19 protein-coding genes are annotated in these 20,900 nt (G+C 64.8%); 18 read left to right on the top strand and 1 reads right to left on the bottom strand.

Annotated features, from left to right (window positions below):
• Nucleotides 1-36: 36 nt before the first annotated feature.
• From VGM20_11485 to VGM20_11445, 9 genes are all read left to right on the top strand, one after another.
• Nucleotides 37-522: a hypothetical protein gene (locus VGM20_11485; protein HEY4101484.1), complete on the top strand. Its 486-nt coding sequence runs from the start codon at nucleotides 37-39 to the stop codon at nucleotides 520-522.
• 93 nt (nucleotides 523-615) lie between these two features.
• Complete coding sequence (gene mdh / locus VGM20_11480) at nucleotides 616-1,539, top strand: malate dehydrogenase (GenBank protein ID HEY4101483.1); 924 nt, start codon at nucleotides 616-618, stop codon at nucleotides 1,537-1,539.
• A gap of 6 nt (nucleotides 1,540-1,545) precedes the next feature.
• Nucleotides 1,546-2,208 (top strand): succinate dehydrogenase cytochrome b subunit, encoded by a 663-nt coding sequence (locus VGM20_11475; protein ID HEY4101482.1) that lies wholly within the window; start codon nucleotides 1,546-1,548, stop codon nucleotides 2,206-2,208.
• Nucleotides 2,209-2,212: 4 nt separating this feature from the next.
• Nucleotides 2,213-4,126 (top strand): fumarate reductase/succinate dehydrogenase flavoprotein subunit, encoded by a 1,914-nt coding sequence (locus tag VGM20_11470; protein HEY4101481.1) that lies wholly within the window; start codon nucleotides 2,213-2,215, stop codon nucleotides 4,124-4,126.
• Between the two features lie 13 nt (nucleotides 4,127-4,139).
• Nucleotides 4,140-4,916: a succinate dehydrogenase/fumarate reductase iron-sulfur subunit gene (locus VGM20_11465; protein ID HEY4101480.1), complete on the top strand. Its 777-nt coding sequence runs from the start codon at nucleotides 4,140-4,142 to the stop codon at nucleotides 4,914-4,916.
• Nucleotides 4,913-6,184 carry a hypothetical protein gene (locus tag VGM20_11460; protein HEY4101479.1) on the top strand — a complete coding sequence of 424 codons (1,272 nt, stop codon included), beginning with the start codon at nucleotides 4,913-4,915 and terminating at the stop codon, nucleotides 6,182-6,184. The genes VGM20_11465 and VGM20_11460 overlap by 4 nt, the downstream gene beginning before the upstream one ends.
• 792 nt (nucleotides 6,185-6,976) lie before the next feature.
• Nucleotides 6,977-8,452, top strand: a complete 1,476-nt coding sequence (locus tag VGM20_11455) for a hypothetical protein (GenBank protein ID HEY4101478.1) — start codon at nucleotides 6,977-6,979, stop codon at nucleotides 8,450-8,452.
• Between the two features lie 53 nt (nucleotides 8,453-8,505).
• On the top strand, nucleotides 8,506-9,918 hold the full coding sequence (locus VGM20_11450) for a hypothetical protein (GenBank protein HEY4101477.1): 1,413 nt from the start codon (nucleotides 8,506-8,508) through the stop codon (nucleotides 9,916-9,918).
• Between the two features lie 85 nt (nucleotides 9,919-10,003).
• The gene (locus tag VGM20_11445) at nucleotides 10,004-12,193 is read left to right on the top strand and encodes a M28 family peptidase (GenBank protein ID HEY4101476.1); all 2,190 of its coding nucleotides are present in this window, start codon (nucleotides 10,004-10,006) and stop codon (nucleotides 12,191-12,193) included.
• 6 nt (nucleotides 12,194-12,199) lie between these two features.
• Here VGM20_11445 and dcd read toward each other — a convergent pair whose 3' ends face one another.
• Nucleotides 12,200-12,760, bottom strand: a complete 561-nt coding sequence (gene dcd / locus VGM20_11440; GenBank protein HEY4101475.1) for a dCTP deaminase — start codon at nucleotides 12,758-12,760, stop codon at nucleotides 12,200-12,202.
• Between the two features lie 154 nt (nucleotides 12,761-12,914).
• Here dcd and VGM20_11435 point away from each other — a divergent pair, with 154 nt between their 5' ends.
• From VGM20_11435 to VGM20_11395, 9 genes are read left to right on the top strand one after another with little or no spacing between them, the layout of a single operon-like run.
• Nucleotides 12,915-13,280, top strand: a complete 366-nt coding sequence (locus VGM20_11435; GenBank protein HEY4101474.1) for an NADH-quinone oxidoreductase subunit A — start codon at nucleotides 12,915-12,917, stop codon at nucleotides 13,278-13,280.
• A 38-nt stretch (nucleotides 13,281-13,318) separates the two neighbouring features.
• Nucleotides 13,319-13,888: an NADH-quinone oxidoreductase subunit NuoB gene (gene nuoB, locus VGM20_11430; GenBank protein ID HEY4101473.1), complete on the top strand. Its 570-nt coding sequence runs from the start codon at nucleotides 13,319-13,321 to the stop codon at nucleotides 13,886-13,888.
• Entirely contained in the window at nucleotides 13,885-14,508 is a 624-nt protein-coding gene (locus VGM20_11425) for an NADH-quinone oxidoreductase subunit C (GenBank protein ID HEY4101472.1), read from the top strand. Before nuoB ends, VGM20_11425 begins: the two co-directional genes overlap by 4 nt.
• On the top strand, nucleotides 14,505-15,791 hold the full coding sequence (gene nuoD / locus VGM20_11420; protein ID HEY4101471.1) for an NADH dehydrogenase (quinone) subunit D: 1,287 nt from the start codon (nucleotides 14,505-14,507) through the stop codon (nucleotides 15,789-15,791). Before VGM20_11425 ends, nuoD begins: the two co-directional genes overlap by 4 nt.
• On the top strand, nucleotides 15,788-16,288 hold the full coding sequence (locus VGM20_11415; GenBank protein ID HEY4101470.1) for an NAD(P)H-dependent oxidoreductase subunit E: 501 nt from the start codon (nucleotides 15,788-15,790) through the stop codon (nucleotides 16,286-16,288). Before nuoD ends, VGM20_11415 begins: the two co-directional genes overlap by 4 nt.
• Nucleotides 16,288-17,595, top strand: a complete 1,308-nt coding sequence (gene nuoF, locus VGM20_11410; protein HEY4101469.1) for an NADH-quinone oxidoreductase subunit NuoF — start codon at nucleotides 16,288-16,290, stop codon at nucleotides 17,593-17,595. Before VGM20_11415 ends, nuoF begins: the two co-directional genes overlap by 1 nt.
• 4 nt (nucleotides 17,596-17,599) lie before the next feature.
• Entirely contained in the window at nucleotides 17,600-19,162 is a 1,563-nt protein-coding gene (locus VGM20_11405) for a 2Fe-2S iron-sulfur cluster-binding protein (protein HEY4101468.1), read from the top strand.
• A complete protein-coding gene (nuoH, locus tag VGM20_11400; protein HEY4101467.1) occupies nucleotides 19,159-20,394 on the top strand; it encodes an NADH-quinone oxidoreductase subunit NuoH in 1,236 nt (411 codons plus the stop codon). Before VGM20_11405 ends, nuoH begins: the two co-directional genes overlap by 4 nt.
• Complete coding sequence (locus VGM20_11395; protein ID HEY4101466.1) at nucleotides 20,394-20,900, top strand: NADH-quinone oxidoreductase subunit I; 507 nt, start codon at nucleotides 20,394-20,396, stop codon at nucleotides 20,898-20,900. Before nuoH ends, VGM20_11395 begins: the two co-directional genes overlap by 1 nt.

Below are 20,900 nucleotides of genomic sequence, written 5' to 3'. Positions count from 1 at the left end.
TCCAGTGCGCGCGGGCGTTTTATTCCCGCTCTTCCCATGCCACTCCACATCGCCCTGCTCGAACCGAAGACCGCCGAGGTCAGCGCCGACCTCGCCAGGCGCTGCATCCTGGCCGACGCGTCGCTACACCTCGTGGCGCCGGCGTTCACCATCGACGACCCCGCCTTCAGCACCGGACAGATCGACTGGCAGGCGCTCGACTGGTGGATCCATCCGATGTGGCGGGACTTCCGCGATGCGATGAGCCGCGAGCGGTGCCTCTACTTCGCGGCCGACGCCGATCGGGATCCGGTCGATGCGCCATTTCGCCCCAACAGCGTTCTTGTCTTCGGAAACGAAGCGCTGCAGCTCCCCGACAAGATCCGCGAGAAGTACCCCGATCGCGTGTATGGATTGCCCCGTGCCGCCAAGCGGAAGGAACGCGACGCTGCTGCGGCGATCGAACTGACGTTGCAGTTCGTCGCCAAGCGGGCAACGCCGGCACCTGCGACTCCGGGACGCAGCCGCCGCCGTCATCGCTGAGCGTGGCGACGGCGCCATTCGCGCCGTGATTTGAGGCTCCCGGTCAATTCGATTACCTTCACTCACGTCATTCAGCATGACTGGGGCGGGGAAATGTTCGACAAAATTGCAGTGGTCGGAGCGGGCAACGTCGGTGCCACAGCTGCACAGCGCGTTGCCGAAAAACATCTCGCGCGTACCGTCGTGATGATCGACGTGGCGGAGGGCATTCCGCAGGGGAAAGCGCTCGATCAATGGGAGTCTGGCCCGGTCGAGGGATTCGACACCCGGGTCGTCGGCGCCAACGACTATTCCGCCGCAGCCAACGCCGAACTCTTCATCGTCACCGCCGGGATCGCCCGCAAGCCTGGGATGAGCCGCGACGATCTGGTCAAGACCAACGCCGGGATCGTCCAGTCGGTCGGCGAGCAGATCAAGGCCGCCGCGCCCAACGCCATCGTGATTGTGGTTTCCAATCCGCTCGACGTGATGTGCTACGTGATGCGTCGCGCGACCGGCTTCCCGCGCGAGCGGGTGATCGGGATGGCCGGTGTCCTCGACACGGCGCGGTTCTGCACCTTTCTCTCCGAAGCAGCCGGCGTGTCAGTCCGCGATATCCAGGCGATGGTCCTCGGCGGTCACGGCGACACGATGGTGCCGCTGATCTCGTGCACCACTGTGTCCGGTGTGCCGATCACCCAGTTCATCGAGAAGGCGACGCTCGACAAGCTGGTCGATCGCGCCCGCAACGGCGGCGCCGAGATCGTGGCGCACCTCAAGACCGGGTCGGCGTACTACGCGCCGAGCGCCGCGGCGGTCCAGATGGCCGAGGCGATCGTGTATGACCAGAAGCGGCTGCTGCCGTGCTCGGCATGGCTGCAGGGAGAGTTCGGACTGAAAGACGTGTACTGCGGCGTGCCGTGCCTCCTCGGTCGCAAGGGGCTCGAGCGGATCATCGAGATCCCGCTGACCGACGACGAGCGGACGGCGTTGAACAAGTCAGCCGAAGCGGTGCGCTCGGTCCAAGCGATCGTCTGACCCTCGATGAACCGCCTCTTCGCGCTGTGGGACACCACGGTCGGGAAGAAGGTGGCGATGGCCACGACCGGCGTCGTCATGATTCTCTTCCTGATCTCGCACACGATTTCGAATGTGCTGATCTTCAGCAATCCCGCACATCTCGACAGTTACGCCGCGTGGCTCCGCTCGCTCGGCCCCGCTCTCTGGGTGGCCCGCGCCATCCTCCTCGCCTGCGTCCTGATTCACATCGCCGCGGCCTACCAGCTCACGATGCGCGCGCGCCGCGCCCGGCCGATCCAGTACAGCAAGCACGAGCAGCAGGTGGCCACGTACGCGTCACGCACGATGCGTTGGGGCGGCGTGCTGCTGGCGGTCTTCATCGTCTTCCATATCCTGCATTTCACCACCGGAACCTTCCATCCCGATTTCCATCGCGGCGAGGTTGGCCGCAACGTGATGGAAGGGATGGCGGTGACACCGGTCGCGATCTTCTACCTCATCGCGATGCTCGCCCTCGGGCTCCACTTCGCTCACGGGATCTGGTCGGCGTTCCAGACGCTCGGCTTCGATCATCCGTCATATCGGCGCGCGCGACTGATCCTGGCGTGGAGTCTTGCCATTCTCGTTGCCGGCGGATTGGCCACGATCCCGATCGCATCGCTGCTGGGATATCTCAGGTGGCACTGATCCGATGAAACTCGACGCTCGAACGCCCAGCGGGCCGCTGGCCGAAAAGTGGGATCGCCATCGCGCCGATCTTCGGCTGGTGTCGCCTGCCAACAAGCGGAAGTTCCATGTCATCGTGGTCGGGTCGGGGCTCGCCGGCGCATCGGCTGCCGCGTCGATGGCGGAGCTCGGCTACCAGGTGTCGTGCTTCTGCTTCCAGGATTCGCCCCGCCGCGCGCACTCGATCGCCGCACAGGGCGGGATCAACGCGTCGAAGAACTATCCCAACGACGGCGATTCCGACTGGCGTCTCTTCTACGACACGATCAAGGGCGGCGACTTCCGCTCGCGCGAAGCGAACGTCTACCGGCTGGCGCAGGTCTCGGGGAATATCATCGATCAGTGCGTCGCGCAGGGGGTTCCCTTTGCGCGTGAATACGGCGGGATGCTCGCCAACCGGTCGTTCGGCGGCGCGCAGGTGTCACGCACATTCTACGCGCGCGGGCAGACCGGCCAGCAGCTCCTCCTCGGTGCGTATCAGGCGCTGGAGCGGATGATCGCCCGCGGCAGCGTCACAATGTATTCGCGGCACGAGATGCTCGACCTGGTTCTCGTCGACGGGCGCGCCCGCGGGATCGTGGCGCGAGACCTCGTCACCGGCGAGATGGAATCGTTCGCGGCGCACGCTGTGGTCCTGGCCACCGGGGGGTACGGCAACGTCTTCTATCTGTCGACCAACGCGAAGGGATGCAACGTCACGGCGGCGTACCGCGCGTACAAGCACGGCGCCGGCTTCGCCAATCCGTGCTTCACCCAGATCCATCCGACCTGCATTCCGGTCAGCGGCGAGTATCAGTCAAAGCTGACGCTGATGTCGGAGTCGCTGCGTAATGACGGGCGCGTCTGGGTTCCCAAGGCGCACGGCGACAACCGGATCCCGCGCGACATTCCCGATCCCGATCGCGACTACTATCTCGAGCGGAAGTACCCGTCGTTCGGCAATCTTGCCCCGCGCGACATCGCATCACGCGCGGCGAAGGAAGCGTGCGACGACGGGCGCGGCGTCGGCCCCGGCGGGCGCGGCGTCTATCTCGACTTCGCCAGCGCGATCAACCGCGTCGGTGAGGCGACGATCCGGGAACGCTACGGCAACCTCTTCGAGATGTACAACCGGATCACCGGCGAGAATCCGTACGACACGCCGATGCGGATCTACCCGGCAGTGCATTACACGATGGGCGGCCTCTGGGTCGATTACAACCTGATGAGCACGATTCCCGGGTTGCACGTCATCGGCGAGGCGAACTTCTCCGATCACGGTGCCAATCGCCTCGGCGCGTCAGCGCTGATGCAGGGACTCGCCGACGGCTACTTCATCCTGCCGTACACGATCGGCGACTACCTCGCGACCGCGAAGCTCGAGCCGGTCGACTCGTCGCATGCCGCCTTCGCCGAAGCGTCGAAGCGCGCCACCGAGAAGCTGACGCGATTGCTGTCGATCAACGGCACGCGATCGGTCGACTCCTTCCACAAGGAGCTTGGCCACCTGATGTGGAACGAGTGCGGCATGGCGCGCAACCGCGAAGGACTCCGCCGCGCGATCGCGCGGATCCCGGAATTGCGTGCCGAATTCTGGGAGAACGTGAAAGTCCCGGGATCCGCCGAGACGCTGAACCAGTCGTTGGAGAAGGCCGGCCGCGTCGCGGACTTCCTCGAGTTCGCCGAGATGACCTGCCGCGATGCGTTGGAGCGCGAGGAGTCGTGCGGCTGTCACTTCCGCACCGAATACGAAACCGCCGACGGCGAAGCGAAGCGCAATGACGACCAGTTCGCCCACGTGGCCGTCTGGGAATACCAGGGGGTCGATCAGGCGCCGATCCGTCACGAGGAGCCGCTGGAGTTCGAATTCGTGAAGCTGGCCACACGGAGCTATAAATGAGGGGGCGCGCATCATGAAGCTCACCCTCAAGATCTGGCGGCAGGCCGGCCCCGACGATCGCGGCGAGTTCCGCACCTACACCGCCGGCGACGTCAGCGAGCACATGTCATTTCTGGAGATGCTCGACGTCCTCAACGAAGAGCTGCTCTCCCGGAACGAAGAGCCGGTCGCGTTCGACCACGACTGTCGCGAAGGGATCTGTGGCACCTGTTCGCTGATGATCAACGGGATTCCCCACGGGCCGAGGCGCGCCACGACCACTTGCCAGCTGCACATGCGCTCGTTCCGCGACGGCGACACGATCACCATCGAGCCGTGGCGTGCCCGGGCGTTTCCGGTCCTGCGCGATCTGGTGGTCGACCGGAGCGCCTTCGACCGGATCATCGCCGCCGGCGGCTACGTCAGCGCCCCGACGGGATCGGCACAGGATGCCAACTCGATCCTGGTTCCGAAGACTCGTGCCGACCTGGCGATGGACTCGGCAGCGTGCATCGGCTGCGGCGCGTGTGTGGCGGCGTGCCCCAACGGGTCGGCGATGCTCTTCACCGCGGCGAAGGTGAACCACCTGGCGCTGCTGCCGCAGGGGCAACCGGAACGGGCATCGCGCGTCGTCTCGATGGTCCGGCAGATGGACCGAGAGGATTTCGGCGGCTGCACTCTCTTCGAGGAGTGCGAAGCGGCATGTCCCAAGGAGATTTCGGTCGAGAATATCGCGTCCCTCAATCGCGACCTGATGCAGGCAACGCTTTCGGATCGCGGCCCCGGCCGGAACACCGGCGGCACCGGGTGAACCGCTGGCGGAGTGCCGGCGCGGCGGTGGTCGTCTTCACACTGGGCGGAAGCGCGAGTGCGCTCTCCGCCCAGTCGTCTTGGGGGATCACGCCGATGGCGCAGGCGATCGGCGTCAACGATTACTCCAATCCGATTCCCGGCGGCGGCGGTCTGAGTGAGTTCCATGTCGTTCAGCCGGTGCTGATGGCGGTCGGGCACGGGTTCGGCGACAAGCTCGCGTTCGTTGCGACGCTCGACCTCGAAGGGTGGACGATGCCTGGCGGTGAGCTCACGCCGGGGGCGTGGGGCGAAGGGTACGTCGACCGGCGTCACCCGCACACCTACGTGCACGAGCTCAACTTCTCGGTCAACGACATTCTCGGCCGCCTCGACGGTGCAGGGAAGTTGAGCATCACCGCCGGGAAGGGCTTTGTTCCGTTCGGCTCCGACGACCCGATGTCGCGCCCATTCGTGCGCTATCCGGTCAACCATCACCTGTCGCAGATTCTCGAGCGCGCGGTCGGCATTGCGCAGTACGACATCGGTCCTGTCACCGTCGAGGGTTCGCTCTTCGACGGCGACGAACCGACCTCGCCGTGCGACTGGCCGCTCCTGCGCTATCAGGGGAAGTGGCGGTTCGGCGATTCGTACAGTGGCCGCGTAATGATTCGGCCGGTTCACGGACTTGAGGTCCAGGGGTCTGCAGCGCACGTGTCCTCGCCGGAGAATCGTCCCGGCGGCGGGCCAGATGCCGACAAGGTGTCGGTGTCGGGGCGATGGGACGACATGACCAGGAGCGGCGAGCGGTATGCGCTGGTTGAGTATGCCAGGACTTCCGAGCTCGCGGGGACATTCATCTACCACACCTTTCTCGGCGAGGGGATGATCACGCGCGGGAGAGTGCGCCTGTCATATCGTTTTGAACGAACTGAACGGCCGGAAGAACTGCGGCTCTTCGATCCGTTCCGCACCCAGCGTCCCAGCCCCGACAACAGCATCCTGGGGATTTCGCGCTGGACGCTCAACACCGTGCACCTAGCGTACGACGTCGTCTCGCCGCGGCACAAGCTGGAGATCGAGCCGTTCGTCGAGGGGACGCTGGGGAAGGTTGCGGCCGTCGGCGGCGGGATCTTTGATCCGGTCGCGGTCTACGGCAGCGACAACGTGCGAGCGCTGAATATCGGCGTTATGGTTGGCTGGGGGATGCGCGGTCACCGGATGGGGCGCTACGGCGCGCTTGCCAATGAGATGAATGCGATGCCCGGGATGAGCGGGATGCAGATGTAGCTCGCAGGGAGGCGAGATGGTGTGATTCGACAGCGACGGTCGCTGATTCTCCAGCGAGCAGAGCTTTACCGATATCGGACCGTGTGGATCGGGAGGCGACGGCCCGGATGCCCGCCATGTGAGCCGGTCTGACTGTCACCGATCGCGCTATGCCTCCCTTCAAGCGCGCTGCTGCATCGATGACGCGCCGGTCGCCCGGCATGAAGCGCCGTGTGAGATCCGTTCGCTGCGATCGGTCTTCCATGATGTCGCCTGATTGACCGGCGCTGCAGCGTTTGCGAACCATCTCCCTCGATGACGATCTCTTGATCGGCCGGATGACCGCCGCGGAACGAACTTTTCAGGCCGCGAAACGCGCGGAGTAAACCGCGAAACTCGCTGATTCTCTGTTGCGACGCGGTGATTCTCTGTTGCGACGCGGTGATTCTTTGTTGGAACGCGCTGACGATCACTTGGAACGCTGTGTGACAATGGCGAAGCTCGCTGATCGCCCGCGGAACTCCCTCTTGCCGAGTCGAAACGCCGTGTCACCTGGGTGGAAGTCCGTGTTGCCGAGTTGGAGCACGGTGTTGGCGAGTTGAAGCGCCCTGTTCGCCGGTATTAACTACCTGTCCGCCTGTATGAAACATCTATTCGCCTGTCGGAGCGGCTTCTTCGTCAATTAAATCGGTGTCCCCGCGGAGTTTTCCGCTATCTGTTACCTGACTCGAACCGGCGCCGGAACCGCCGACCTCGCCACCGCGTTATCCTCCGAGTCAGCCGGACCTCGTTCGTGCCCCCTCCGGAGCAGTCATGAGACGCCTCTACCTGGCCGCGGGATTCGCCGCAGCATTCGCCACCGCCTGTTCGTCCAACGACAACACCACTCCTCCTCCGGGTGGCGGCGGTCCGCCGTACTCCGTTGCCGTCTTTGGCGGGTCGGGACAGACGTCCACCCCCGACGCGACGCTGATCACTCCGCTATCTGTGACCGTTACCGATCAATCGGGGCAGCCGGTTTCCGGGGCGACGGTCGGATGGACCGCCGTCACTGGCGGCGGGTCGCTCAATCCGATCATCTCCACGACCAATGCCAGCGGCCACGCGTCCACCGTGTTTACCCTCGGCCCGACGTCGGGGACACAGTCGGTGCGCGCCGTGGTCAGTCAGGGCACTGACACTGCCGTCTTCACCGCCACGGCGGGGACGACGTCGCAGGTGCAGCCGACGCTCGTCGCGAGCGTTCCAGCGCCGAGCGGTTCGACGTTCGATCACGACACCTACGTACGGGACGGGCTCGCCTTCGCATTCATGTGGAACTCCGGAGTCCGCATCTACGATGTGGGGAACGGGATGAAGGGGGGCTCACCGTCCAATCCGGTGCTGGTTGGCTCGCTGATCACCAGCGTCGGTGACGCCGGTTCGCCGGATGTCCACAACGGCTGGTGGTTCCACAATCCGGTCACCGGCGAGAAGAAGTACCTCTTCATCGGTCAGGAAGGGCCCGGAGCGGTGGGGAAGTCGTCGTCGGGCGACATCCATATCGTCGACGTATCGGACCTCACCAATCCGGTCGAGGTCGGATTCATTCACATCCCCGGTGCCGGCACCCACAATTTCTGGATGGATGAAGCGAACCAGACGCTGTACGCCGCCTACTACAACGCCGGCGTGGTCAAGATCGACGTCTCCGGCACGCTCAGCGGTGACATGTCGAATCGGATCGTGAAGCAGGTGCAGCCCGGAGGCGCCGGGAATACCTATGTCTGGGGCGTGATGCTCGCCAACGGCACGCTCTACGCCACCGACATGCTCAGCGGATTCTGGGCGCTCGACCCGAGTACTCTCGCCGTGAAGGGTGGCGGCAACAACGTCCCCGAGCGCTATGGCTCCGATCAATGGGTCTTCGGTTCGACAGCCTACAGTGGAACCTGGGGTTCCCGCAGCGCGCTCGGCAACGCCGTGAAGATCTGGAGCCTTGGCGAGAACGGCGCACCGACGCTCGCCGATTCGATCATCATCCCGAACATCACCACCGTGAGCGATGTCGCCGTGACGCCGGATGGAAAGGCATTGGTCATCACCGCCGAAGGTGGGCCAGGCAATGGACTGTACATCTTCGACCGGACGCAGGCCGGCACACCGACGCTCGCCGGCTACTTCTCGGTCCCGGTCGGGCTGCACACCGGCGAGGTCGCGGTGATCAACGGGCGGACCTACGTCTTCGCGGCGCGCGATCCGGGACAGCAGCAGATGGACATCTTCGATATCACGGGAGTGGTGCCGTAACCCTGCGGAGGCAGGAGGGTTGCGGCGGGGTGTACCGCGTGGTAGGGTGAAACATGCCACGCAACCCTCGCGCCTTCATGGTGATCGTCGCCGCAAGCGCTGTCGCCTGCAGCTCAGCAGATTCGGTTCCCGTGACCAACCAGTACACGGTGTCCTCCGCGAACGCCTGGGCTGGGTCCACCGTGACCGTGGTTTCTGCCGGGCTTCGCGCCCATACCGATACCGGCTCGATCTTTCTCGGCACATACGTCCTTCCGGTGCACCGCGAGAATGACAGCACCGCGTCGGTGACGTTGCCGGACACGATCTCGGGATCGTTTGCGCCGATTCTCCGACTCGGCGCGTGGACCCAGCCGCTCGATTCGATCACGGTCTACGGCTACGCCGATGTGGCCACATACCCGTTTGCGTCTGATTGGGACACGTACGCGTCGCCGCGAAGTGCCGCGCACGCGATGATCATGACGAGCGGGGATGACGACACCCTGCGATTCGTCGACCTCGACACGCATCAGTTCACGTCGCTCGGTGGCGAGCTCCTCCATGGTGGCAGCGGAGTCGGTCTCTGGGGCCCGGGGCCGAGCTACGATGGCTCATTTTATCTGGAACAGGGACAGGCAGCTGCAATCGTTGCCCCGTGGCAGCTCGCTCCGGTGCCAGCGCAGATTCCCGCTGGCCTGGCGCGATTGGCCCCTCTCACCGAGGCGCAAAATGTGATGCGACTCGGAGCATCGACGTGGTTCGCGTCCCAGAAGACCGGCGCGTGGATCGTGAGCCTGGCCGACACTGCCGCAACCACGTTTGCCGGAGCCTCGTTTGCTCCTGTCTCCGGCGTCGGCGGCCCGATGAATGGGCTCGTCATTTCTCCCCGCGGTGATCGTGCGGCGATCCTGCCGGTCAGCGCACCCGGCGGGGTTCCGGTCTTGACCATGCCAGAGGGGAATGTCGCGTTCCGTATCTCCAATCTGCAGACGAACGCCACCGACGCGGATTTTTCGGCCGACGGTTCGTTGTTGGCAATGGCCGGCGATGCGGGCGACCTGCACAGGGTAATTGTTGTCAACGCCACCACCGGCGCGACGGTCCACGACACGACCATCGCATATCCGGTCGAGAGCGTCCGGTTCAGCCCGGACAAGGCACGACTCTACGTCGAATCTCCCGTCGCCGATTCGAGCAGCTCGCCAGTCGCATGGTACCCGCGCGTGCTTGTGCTGAACGCCGCAACGTTCGGCGTGCTCGGGCAGCTGACTGCGCCACACTCGTCCTCTGCGACCCTTTGTCACGCTGGGGGATGCTTCGTGCGGATCGCGCTCAATACGACAGGATCGCTCTACTTTTTCGATGGGACCGTTCTCACCAACCAGGCAACGTCCCACGCTTGGCGCTTCACTGTCGCGCCGCAGAGCGCCGATGCCCAGGCAGTGGTGCGGCCGCGGTCCGGAGCCATCGCAGGTTCGCAATAACGGCAGCCGGTCGCGCCGAACTCAGCTATTGTTCTAGGGTGCGACGTCGATACCGGCGTCGGTTGCCCCAAACCCGAGTTGCATCGTGTCGATCCGCCCATCCATTGTCAGCGCATTCCTGATACTCACGGCAGCGTCAGCCGCTGCCGCCCAGTCGCTTTCCGGCTTTACCCCCGCCGGAACCGCCAGGGAAGAGCAGTTCGAATCGCGCCTCCAGGCAATCCCCGACACCTTGTCCGCCCAGAACTGGACACGCGCCCTGGCTGCCAAGCCGCATGTCGCGGGAACCCCGGCGCAGGCAGAGACGGCCGACTACGTCCTCCGTCACATGGCCTCGTGGGGACTCGACACGCAGCGGATCGCGTTCCGGGTCTATCTCCCGTATCACGATTCGACGATCGTCGAGCGGATCACGCCAACGCGCGTCCGTCTGTCGCTCAACGAGCCGCCGGTTCCCGGTGATCCGACCACGATCCTGAATCCGTGGCCCGCGATGAACGGCGGATCGGGGAAGGGCGACGTCACAGCACCACTTGTCTACGTCAATCAGGGGCTTCCCGCCGATTTCGCGCGCCTCGATTCACTCGGCGTCTCGGTGCGCGGCAAGATCGCGATCGTTCGTTACGGCGCTTCGTTCCGCGGGATCAAGGCACGTGAGGCTGAAGCGCACGGTGCAGTCGGACTGCTGATCTATTCCGATCCGATCGACGACGGCTTCGTTCGCGGCGCGGTCTATCCCGACGGGCCGATGCGCAATCCGCAGGAGGTGCAGCGCGGGTCGATCTACAACGGGGACGGCGACCCGACGACGCCCGATTGGGCATCGACCGCCAACGCGCGTCGTGTCCGCGAGGACTCGCTCGAGATCTCGCACATTCCGGTCGTCCCGATCGGCTACGGCAACGCCGAAATCCTGATGAAGGAGATGCACGGTCCGGCAGTGCCACAGGGATGGCAGGGCGGGATGAAGTTCGACTACCACCTCGGCGACAGCAGCGTGAGGGTGCGCGTCGCAGTGTGGCCCGAGCGCGGGCAGCGCGCCTACAAGACGATCTACGACACCTTCGGGCGACTCCGCGGAACCGATTTTCCCGATGAGATGGTGATTGTCGGTGGCCATCGCGACGCATGGGGCCCCGGCGCCGACGACAACATCTCGGGCACCGTGAGCGTGATGGAGGCGGCGCGCGCCTTCGCCACTGCCGCGAGCGAGGGGATCCGTCCTCGCAGGACGATCGTCTTCGCGACGTGGGACGCCGAAGAATGGGGCCTTGTCGGCTCGACCGAGTGGGTGCAGCTGATGCGTGACTCGCTCAAGGCCGAGGCGGTCGCGTACTACAACCAGGACGAATCGGCAGCGGGGCGCAACTTTGGCGCCGGCGGTACGGCCACGCTGCAGGGGCTGATCCGCAACGCGACCAGGACGGTGCAGATGCCGGGCGATACCGGGTCGATCTACGAACATTGGGCGCGGCCGGGGATCGTCGGCGACGCCGCGCGCCCGGCCGGTAGAAATGGCGGCCGTCGCAACGGCGGTCCCGAAGCGGGCCGCAATGCGCGCCAGGTGCCGGAGCCGCGTCTCGGTGATCTTGGGGGCGGATCGGATTTCGCCGGCTTCTACAACTATCTCGGCATTCCGTCGATCGAGACCGGTTTCAGCGGTCGCGCGGGGTGGTATCACTCGGCATACGACACCTACACCGCGATGGAGCGCTTCGGCGATCCGGGATATCTCTCCCATCGCGCAGAGGGGCGCCTCGTGTCGGTGATCATCGCGCGCCTCGCCAACGCCGACGTGATTCCCTACGACTTCGCCGCGCTCGGCAGTTACCTCGGCCAGCTTGCGAGCCCGGTCGCACCATTGCGGATTCACGAACCCGATGTGAGCCGCGTCGCGCCGGAGTTGACGGCAGTGCAGCAGGCCGCCGCGGCGCTGCAATCCGCGGGCGACCGATTCAACCACGTTCGGGACTCGGTGCTGGCGCGGGGCGATCTGAGTCCGTCGATCCTGGCGGCCGCGAATCGAGACCTCCGCACCGCCGAACCAAAGCTGACACGGCCGGAGGGGCTTCCGGGCCGGCCATTCATGAAGAACCTGGTCTTCGCGTCGGATCGCGACAACGGCTACGCCAATGTCGCCCTTCCCGGAATCGCCGAGGCGTTGCGCGACAATGACATTCCGAGGGCGCAGCATGAAGCGCGCGATCTCGCGGCGCGGATCCGTGCGGTGGCGACGCAGGTCGATGCCGCCACCGGCCGGTTGCGTGGTGAGTAGGAGCCGCTAGAGCCTGGGAAGGGTGACGCCGCGCTGCGCCTGATATTTCCCCTTCTTGTCGGCGTAGCTCGTTTCGCAGATGTCGTCGTCGTCGGCTTCGAAGAAGAGCACCTGGCAGATCCCCTCGTTGGCATAGATCCGCGCGGGGAGCGGCGTCGTATTGCTGATTTCCAGCGTCACGTGGCCTTCCCACTCCGGCTCGAACGGCGTCACGTTGGTGATGATGCCGCATCGGGCATAGGTCGATTTCCCCACGCAGATCGTCAGCACGTTGCGAGGAATCCGGAAGTACTCGACCGACCGCGCCAGCGCGAACGAGTTGGGCGGCACCACGCAGACATCGCCCTTGAATTCGACGAAGCTCTTGGCGTCGAAGTTCTTGGGGTCGACGACGGCGGAGAGGACGTTGGTGAAGATCCGGAATTCGTCAGCGACGCGCATGTCGTAACCGTACGACGAGACGCCATACGAGATCCCGCCCGCGCGCACCTGGGAGTCGGTGAACGGTTCGATCATGCCGTGATCGGCCGCCATGCGGCGGATCCAGCGGTCGGATTTGATAGACATGCGACTAATCTATCCCGACGCCCCGGCACCCCGGGCAACGGTCCCGCGCGGCTGCTGCGGCGTGCGATCAGCCGATGGTGCGGCGTTGAATTCGACCCCGGTTTCCGGTACTATTCTTCCGGGTTGTGAAATATTTCACGAGGCGGCCCCCAGGATGCTGCAGCCCTACATCCCGATTCTCCTTCTTCTGGTTTTCGTGGTCGCCAATGCGATCCTGATCATCGGTGCCTCGACCCTCCTCTCGTCCCATCGCCCCACCGCCGTCAAATCGTCCGCCTACGAATCCGGGATGCCGGTCATCGGCGACGCCCGGGAGCGGTTTTCGGTCAAGTTCTACCTCGTGGCGATGCTGTTCATCGTCTTCGACATCGAGACGGTCTTCATGATCCCGTGGGCGGTGGCGTTCCAGCAGATGAAGGAGATGGGCGGCGTGCTGCTGATCGAGATGTTCACCTTCGTGATCATTCTCGGTGTGGGATACGTGTACATCTGGAAGCGCGGAGCACTGCAATGGGATTGAGTCCGCTCCCGGTCGCGGCCCCGGTGACGCACGAGACGATGTCGCCCAACTGGATCACGACCCGTCTCGATTTCCTCGCCAACTGGGGTCGCTCGAATTCGCTCTGGCCGATGCCGTTCGGCACCGCATGCTGTGCCATCGAATACATGGCGACTGCGGCGTCGCGGTTCGACATCGCGCGCTTCGGGATGGAACGGCAGAGCTTCTCGCCGCGCCAGGCCGACGTGCTGATCTGCGCCGGCCGCCTGCCGTTCAAGCTCGCGCCGGTGATCCGCCGCATCTGGGACCAGATGCCGCAACCGAAGTGGTGCATTTCGATGGGCGCCTGCGCCTCGAGTGGTGGAATCTTCGACAACTACGCGATGGTGCAGGGGATCGATACGATCATTCCGGTCGACGTGTACGTGCCGGGATGCCCGCCGCGTCCCGAAGGGCTCATCTACGGCATCATGCTGCTGCAGAAGAAGATCATGGGCGAGACGATGATCGATCCCTCGCTGCGCGTCGAGCAGCTGGTCGGCCCTGATGGCCTCTTCCGCCGGCCAGCCGATATCGATGAAGTCTCCGAGCCGTTCGGCAACTCGGTCCATCAGACGAGGTCGGCGTGACCGTGGCGGCAGTCGCGGCGGACACCTTCGCGGCACTCAAGTCGGCCTTTCCCGACGGAGCATTGGAGTCGAAGATCGTCTGTGGCCAGGCGATCGTCACGGTCGCGAATGAACCGGCGCATGCGATCTTCCAGTGGCTGCAGACCGATCCGTCGCAGCAGTTCAATTACCTGACCGATCTGACCTGCGTCGAATACCGCGATCCCGAGTTGCCGCTGGAAGTGGTGTACCAGCTGCGATCGCTCGACCGCAAGATCGACCTGCGCGTCAAGATTCAGCTTGATCCCGACGGTCCTCTCGCAGTGCGTTCGGTCGTCGATCTCTGGCACGGCGCCGAGTGGCTCGAGCGTGAGGTGTGGGACATGTTCGGTGTGAGCTTCGCCGGACACCCCGATCTGCGGCGGATCCTGATGTGGGAGGGGTATTCGGAAGGATTCCCGCTGCGGAAATCGTTCCCCCTGCGCGGGCACTGGTCGCGAGCGGAGCAGACGCGCCAGGCGCTCGAGGCGAATCCCGAAGCGTACTACTCACTCGAAGAGCTCTCCATCGCCGAGGCGTATCACGAGCTTCCCGCCGACGTGCGCGAACGTCTCGCCGCCGCGGGGAAGGTGCTTCCATGACCCCACGCACCGTGGAAATGGAACTGTCGACGCCGACACTCGATGCGCGCGGCAACGTCCGCAACGTGCCGCTGGGGGTGACGCGGCGGCCGAGCGAATCGGTGAACGACGACTTTGGCGCCGAGCGGATGCTGGTCAACATCGGACCGCAGCATCCGGCGACGCACGGAGTTCTGCGCCTGGTTGTCGAGCTCGAAGGCGAGGCGGTCAAGCGGGTCATTCCGCACATCGGCTACCTGCATTCCGGCTTCGAGAAGCTCGGCGAGTATCGCTTCTACAACCAGATCATCCCGCTGACCGACCGGACCGACTACCTGTCGCCGATGGCGAACAACATCGCCCTGGCGCTGGCGGTCGAACAGCTTCTCGGCATCGAGATCACCGAGCGGTGCCGCCTGCTGCGCGTCATCGCGTGCGAGATGAGCCGGATTATCTCGCATCTCGTCTGGGCGGGCACCACGGGAATCGATCTTGGTGCGTATACGCCGTTCCTCTGGATGTTCGATCAGCGCGAGCGGATCTACAACCTGCAGGAAGCGTGGACCGGGGCGCGGTTGACGACGTCGGTGTCGCGCGTGGGCGGGATGATGGCCGACATCCCGGAGGGCTGGGAAGATGGTCTGCGGGGATTCCTGAGGACCTTCCCGACGACCCTTCGCGAAGTCGACACGATGTTCACCCGCAACGCGATCTGGTGCGGGCGCACGCAGGACGTCGGCGTGATCGGTCCGGAGGACGCGATCAACTACTCGCTGTCGGGGCCGATGCTCCGCGCCAGCGGTGTGGCGTACGACGTCCGCAAGGACCGGCCGTATCTCGGTTACGAAGAGTTCGACTTCGACGTTCCGGTCGGCGAGCACGGCGACAGCTACGATCGCTATCGCGTCCGGCTCGAGGAGATGTTCCAGGCGGTGCGGATCATGGAGCAGGCGCTCGACAGGCTGCGCCCCGGTCCGGTCGACGTGGACGATCCGCGGGTGACGTTGCCGCCCAAGTCGCGCGCGATGAGCGACATGGAAGCGATGATCTTCCATTTCAAGCAGGTGATGGAAGGGATCAAGGTACCGGCGGGCGAGGTGTACCTCGGGGTGGAGAACCCCAAGGGAGAGCTGGGCTACTACTTCGTGTCGGATGGTACGTCGAAGCCGGTGCGGTGGCGGATCCGGCCGCCATCGTTCCTCAACCTGGCGTCGCTCCCCAAGCTCTGCGAAGGGGCGCTCCTCTCCGACGTGATCGCGATCAACGCCAGCATCGACATCGTCATGGGAGAGATCGACCGGTGAACGAATCGCACACTGCACCGCATGAGCCGGTCTTCACGGGGGCGACGCTTGCGAAGCTGGAGTCGCTCTATCCGATGTACCCCGACAAGCGCTCGCTGCTGCTGCCGGCGCTCTGGCTGGTGCAGGAAGCGCGCGAGTGGATCTCGGAGGATGCCATCCGCGAAGTCGCCGAGAAGCTCGACCTGACTGCGGCGTACGTCCGCGGCGTCGTGACCTTCTACACGATGTATCACACCCATCCGGTCGGTCGCCACTTCATCCAGGTGTGCACCACGTCGCCGTGCGGGATGTGCGGCGCCGAGGATGTGGCGCGCGCGCTGGTCACGGAGACCGGCTGTGGCGATCTCGGCGCGACGAGTCCCGATGGCCGGTTCACGGTGATTGAGGTCGAATGTCTCGGCGCATGCGGCTTCGTGACGCCGATCCTGATCGACGACGACTTCATCGAGTCGGTCACGCCTGAGACCGTTCCCGCCATTCTGGCCCGGTACAGCTGATGGGATATCCGACCCCGATTCATCCGCGCGAGACCGCCGTCCTGTCGACGCACTTCGGCGACCCGAAGGCGCGGACCTACGCCGGGTGGGTCGAACGCGGTGGTTACACCGCACTCAAGCGCGCAGTCAGCATGCTCCCCGACGAGATCGTCAACGAGGTGAAGGCGTCGGGGTTGCGTGGTCGCGGTGGCGCGGGCTTCGCGACCGGCGTGAAATGGTCGTTCATGCCGAAGGACGACGGCAAGCCGCACTACCTCTGCTGCAACGCCGACGAATCGGAACCGGGAACGTTCAAGGACCGCGAGATCATGCGCTGGACACCGCACGCCCTGATCGAGGGGTGCGCGATCGCGCAGCTCGCGATGCGCGCGGAGACGTGCTACATCTACATTCGCGGCGAATTCACCGAGCCGTTTCATGTGATGCGCGAAGCGGTTGCCGAGGCGTACGCGGCTGGTGTGCTCGGCGCGAACTCGATGGGATCGGGAAAACGGATCGACATCGTGCTGCATCGCGGCGCCGGGGCGTACATCTGCGGCGAAGAGACGGCGCTGATGAACTCGATCGAAGGGCGGCGAGGAAATCCGCGGATCAAGCCGCCGTTCCCGGCGGTCGCGGGACTGTTCGGCAAGCCGACGACGATCAACAACGTCGAGACGCTCGCGGCCGTGCCGCACATCATCAACCGCGGTGCGGAGTGGTACAGCAAGCTCTGCCTCGGCAACCCGAAGAGCACCGGCACGAAGCTCATCTCGGTGTGCGGTCACGTGCAGCGGCCCGGTGTGTACGAGATCACCCTCGGCTTTCCGATGAAGGACCTGATCTACGATCTCTGCGGCGGGATGCGGCCGGGACGCACGCTCAAGGCGGTGATCCCCGGCGGCTCATCGGTGCCGATCATGACGCCCGATGAAGTCGAGGATTGCGTCACCGACTATGAAGGAATTGTCGCCAAGGGATCGATGCTGGGCTCCGGGGGGATGATCGTCATGGATGACTCCACCGACCTCGTCTACCAGATCATGCGCCTCGCCCGCTTCTATGCCCACGAAAGTTGCGCGCAGTGCACCAACTGTCGTGAGGGGACGGCGTGGACGACGCGAATCCTCGAGCGGATCCTGGCGCGCGAGGCAAAACCGTCGGATCTCGACCTCTTGCTGGAACTTTCCGAACAGATGACCGGCCGGACGATCTGCGTGCTGAGCGACTCGTGTGCAGCACCGGTGGTGAGCGGAATCAAGAAGTTCCGGGCGGATTTCGACGCGTACCTGAGCGGATCACCGGCAGTCGCGATGGCGGGAGTGTGATGCGATGACCGATGCGATGGTTTCGGTCACGATCGATGGCGTCCCGATCCAGGTGGCGAAAGGGACGATGATCATCGACGCGGCGAAGCAGGCGGGGGTGCTCATCCCTCACTACTGCTATCACCCGTCGTTGCCGTCGCCGGCGGTGTGCCGGATGTGCCTCGTCGAAGTGGAGAAGGCACCGAAGCTGATGCCGGCGTGCGTGACGGCGGTCGCCGACGGCCAGGTGGTGCACGTGACGTCGCAGGTGGCGCTCGATGCCCGCAAGGCGGTGCTCGAATTCCTGCTGATCAATCATCCGCTCGACTGTCCGATCTGCGATCAGGCCGGTGAATGCGAGTTGCAGGACTTCGTCTATCAGGAAGGGCGCGCCGGGACACGCTACTCGGACTACGCCAAGCGATACGCGCCGGTCGAGGACTTCGGCCCCGACGTGCTCTACGTGCCGAACCGCTGCATTCTCTGCACGCGATGCGTCCGTTTCATGGATAGCGTGGCGGAGGACGGCGTCCTCGAAGTCTGCGAGCGCGGCGACCGGGCGTTCATCGGGATCGACGAGTCGGAACGACTCGACCATCCGTGGTCGGGGAATGTCGTCGATCTCTGTCCGGTCGGTTCGCTCCTCTCGAAGGATTTCCTGCACAAGGCGCGCGCCTGGGATCTCGACAAGACGGCGTCGATCTGTCCGGGGTGCACCCAGGGGTGCAACATCACGGTCGACACGCGTGACAGCTCCGTGGTGCGGTTGCGCCCGCGTCCGAACCTCGATGTCAACCGGCACTTCATCTGCGATACCGGCCGCGCCGACTATCGCTGGATGAATCGCGGCGATCGGGTCGAAGCGCCGCTGGTTCGCGACGGCGACCGCTTCCAGGCCTGCGACTGGAACGTGGCACTCGACCGGATCGCGTCGCTGGTCCTCGAAGCCGAGGGCGGGATCACGGTGCTGGCCGGTGGTCGCGCGTCGTGCGAATCGATCGGCTGGTTGCTGCGCCTCGCAGGTGAGCGTCCGCGCAGCGCCGCGATGAAGGTGCCGCTTGGCGACGAAGCGCCGATCGGCTCCATTCCGAATCTTGCGTTGCGCCGGGAGCGCGCCGCCAACCTCGAGGGGGGGCGCCTCCTCGGCATGGGATCGGACTGGGGCGAGACGATGGCGCGCCTGCAGGGGGCGCCGCTGGTGCTGGTGGCCGACGTCGCGCTCGATGACGGCGACATCGCCGCACTGGCCGGCGCGCGCCGCGTCGTCCATTTCGCGACGGTCCCCGACCCGCGACTCGCCAACGCCGAGGTCGTGGTGCCGATCACGACGATGGTCGAGGAGCAGGGGGTCTATGTCAATCGCGACGGCCGGGCGCAGCGGTTGCTGCCGGCGCGATCGGCACCGGGAATGGCACGGCCCGCGTGGTGGGCGGCATCACAAGCGTGGCTCCGCGGCGGTGGCGGGCGACAGGTGCCGTCCACTGCTTCTGAGGCGTTCAGCACGCTCACTCCCTTTGCGGGTGTGACGTATCGTGATCTCGGCTTTGGCGGGTTGACGATCGGTCAGCGCCAGGAGGCCACGACGTGACGCCGCTCGAAAAAGGATTTCTCCTCCTTGCCATCCTGAAGCTGCTGATTGTCTTCACGATGGTGATGGTCGGCGTGGCGCTCCTCACCTTGATGGAGCGCAAGGTGGCAGGGTGGATGCAGAATCGCCCGGGCCCCAATCGGGTCGGGCCGTTCGGGATCCTCCAGCCCGCAGCCGACGGCATCAAGAATTTCATCAAGGAAGAGACGCGCCCCGGCTCGGCGACGGAGGTCCTCTTTCTTCTGGCGCCGGCGCTCTCGTTCATCCCCGCGGTGATGCTGATTGCGGTCATCCCGCTCGCGGCACCGCTGATGGTGAATTTCGACGTCACCTGGCCGGTGATCGGCGCCATCTCGTATCATGGGCTGATGCCGATGTCGGTCGCCGACCTGCCGATCGGCTTCGTCTTCATCCTCGCGTTCTCGTCCCTCGGCGTCTACGGCGTGGCACTCGCGGGGTGGTCATCCAACAGCAAGTATTCGCTCCTCGGCGGTCTGCGCGCGAGCGCACAGCTGATTTCATATGAAGTGGCGATGGGGATGTCGCTGATTCCGGTGCTGCTCCTGTCGGGGAATGCCTCGTTCAGCGAGATCATCACCCAGCAGCAGCACGGGCTCTGGTTCATCTTCCCCGTCTTCCTGTCGTTCTTCGTCTTCCTGATCTCGGGATTCGCGGAGACGAATCGGTTGCCATTCGATCTGCCCGAGGCGGAATCGGAACTGGTCGCAGGCTATCACGCAGAATACAGCGCCATGAAGTTCTCGCTCTTCATGATCGCCGAATACGCGCACATCGTGACGGTGTCGGCGATGGTGGCGGCGCTCTTCTTTGGCGGGTGGGACATTCCCTTCACGCACTGGGACGAGCAGGGCGGCCTGATCCAGGCGATCGTGACCGGTGCGGTCTTCTTCGTCAAGACGTTCTTCTGGATCTTCTTCGTGATGTGGATCCGGTGGACGCTGCCGCGGTTCCGGTACGATCAGCTGATGGCACTCGGGTGGAAGCTCCTGCTCCCGCTGTCACTCGGCTACATCATGGTCACGGCGATCGCCATCGAGGTGGTCGAGCGCGGATTCGGGTGGACCGACCCCAGGGCGCTTGGCCTCGCGCTCTTCGCGCTGAACCTCTTCCTCGGCTGGCTCTTCTTCTTCCTGCTCGATCGGGGCCGAGTGGTGCGCGGCGTCGCACCGCGAGCGCGGTCCCGGCGCGCGATTCGCGAAGGAGCGGCCTGATGGCCATCGGCGTGAAGGTCCTCAAGCGTCCCGAGAAGGAAGTGTCGTACGTCCGCGCGACGCTCAAGGGGATGGCGCTCACCTTCCGGCACATGTTCCAGCCCCGGGTGACGATGCAGTACCCCGAGATGAAGAGCACCGACGACTGGCGGATCTCGACCCGGTGGCGTGGCACGCACCGGATGCTGACCGACGAGCAGGGGCGGTCGAAGTGCGTCGCATGCGGGCTCTGCCCGCAGATCTGTCCCGCCAACTGCATCAAGCTGGTCCCGGGCGAGGACGAACTTGGCAACCGGTATCCGCTGATCTACGAGATCGACGAGTTCCGTTGCGTCTTCTGCGGATACTGCCAGGAAGTGTGCCCGGAAGAAGCGATTCACGTCGGCGTGCACTACGAGAATTCCGAATACTCCCGCGATCGCTTCGTGTACGATCTGGAGCGGCTCTCGGCGCAGACTCATCCGGTGTCGACGCTGTGGGATCCTTCCGATCCGCGGGGCGAGTGA

This window comes from Gemmatimonadales bacterium (genome assembly GCA_036500345.1).
Taxonomy (GTDB): Bacteria; Gemmatimonadota; Gemmatimonadetes; order Gemmatimonadales; family GWC2-71-9; genus Palsa-1233.
Note: the sequence above shows the minus strand (reverse complement) of the source record. Positions and strands in the feature narration are given on the sequence as shown.

Coding starts and splice junctions, on each gene's coding strand:
- VGM20_11485 (HEY4101484.1), top strand. CDS start 37: ATGCCACTCCACATCGCCCTGCTCGAACCGAAGACCGCCGAGGTCAGC.
- mdh (HEY4101483.1), top strand. CDS start 616: ATGTTCGACAAAATTGCAGTGGTCGGAGCGGGCAACGTCGGTGCCACA.
- VGM20_11475 (HEY4101482.1), top strand. CDS start 1,546: ATGAACCGCCTCTTCGCGCTGTGGGACACCACGGTCGGGAAGAAGGTG.
- VGM20_11470 (HEY4101481.1), top strand. CDS start 2,213: ATGAAACTCGACGCTCGAACGCCCAGCGGGCCGCTGGCCGAAAAGTGG.
- VGM20_11465 (HEY4101480.1), top strand. CDS start 4,140: ATGAAGCTCACCCTCAAGATCTGGCGGCAGGCCGGCCCCGACGATCGC.
- VGM20_11455 (HEY4101478.1), top strand. CDS start 6,977: ATGAGACGCCTCTACCTGGCCGCGGGATTCGCCGCAGCATTCGCCACC.
- VGM20_11450 (HEY4101477.1), top strand. CDS start 8,506: ATGCCACGCAACCCTCGCGCCTTCATGGTGATCGTCGCCGCAAGCGCT.
- dcd (HEY4101475.1), bottom strand. CDS start 12,760: ATGTCTATCAAATCCGACCGCTGGATCCGCCGCATGGCGGCCGATCAC.
- VGM20_11435 (HEY4101474.1), top strand. CDS start 12,915: ATGCTGCAGCCCTACATCCCGATTCTCCTTCTTCTGGTTTTCGTGGTC.
- nuoB (HEY4101473.1), top strand. CDS start 13,319: ATGTCGCCCAACTGGATCACGACCCGTCTCGATTTCCTCGCCAACTGG.
- nuoD (HEY4101471.1), top strand. CDS start 14,505: ATGACCCCACGCACCGTGGAAATGGAACTGTCGACGCCGACACTCGAT.
- nuoF (HEY4101469.1), top strand. CDS start 16,288: ATGGGATATCCGACCCCGATTCATCCGCGCGAGACCGCCGTCCTGTCG.
- VGM20_11405 (HEY4101468.1), top strand. CDS start 17,600: ATGACCGATGCGATGGTTTCGGTCACGATCGATGGCGTCCCGATCCAG.
- VGM20_11395 (HEY4101466.1), top strand. CDS start 20,394: ATGGCCATCGGCGTGAAGGTCCTCAAGCGTCCCGAGAAGGAAGTGTCG.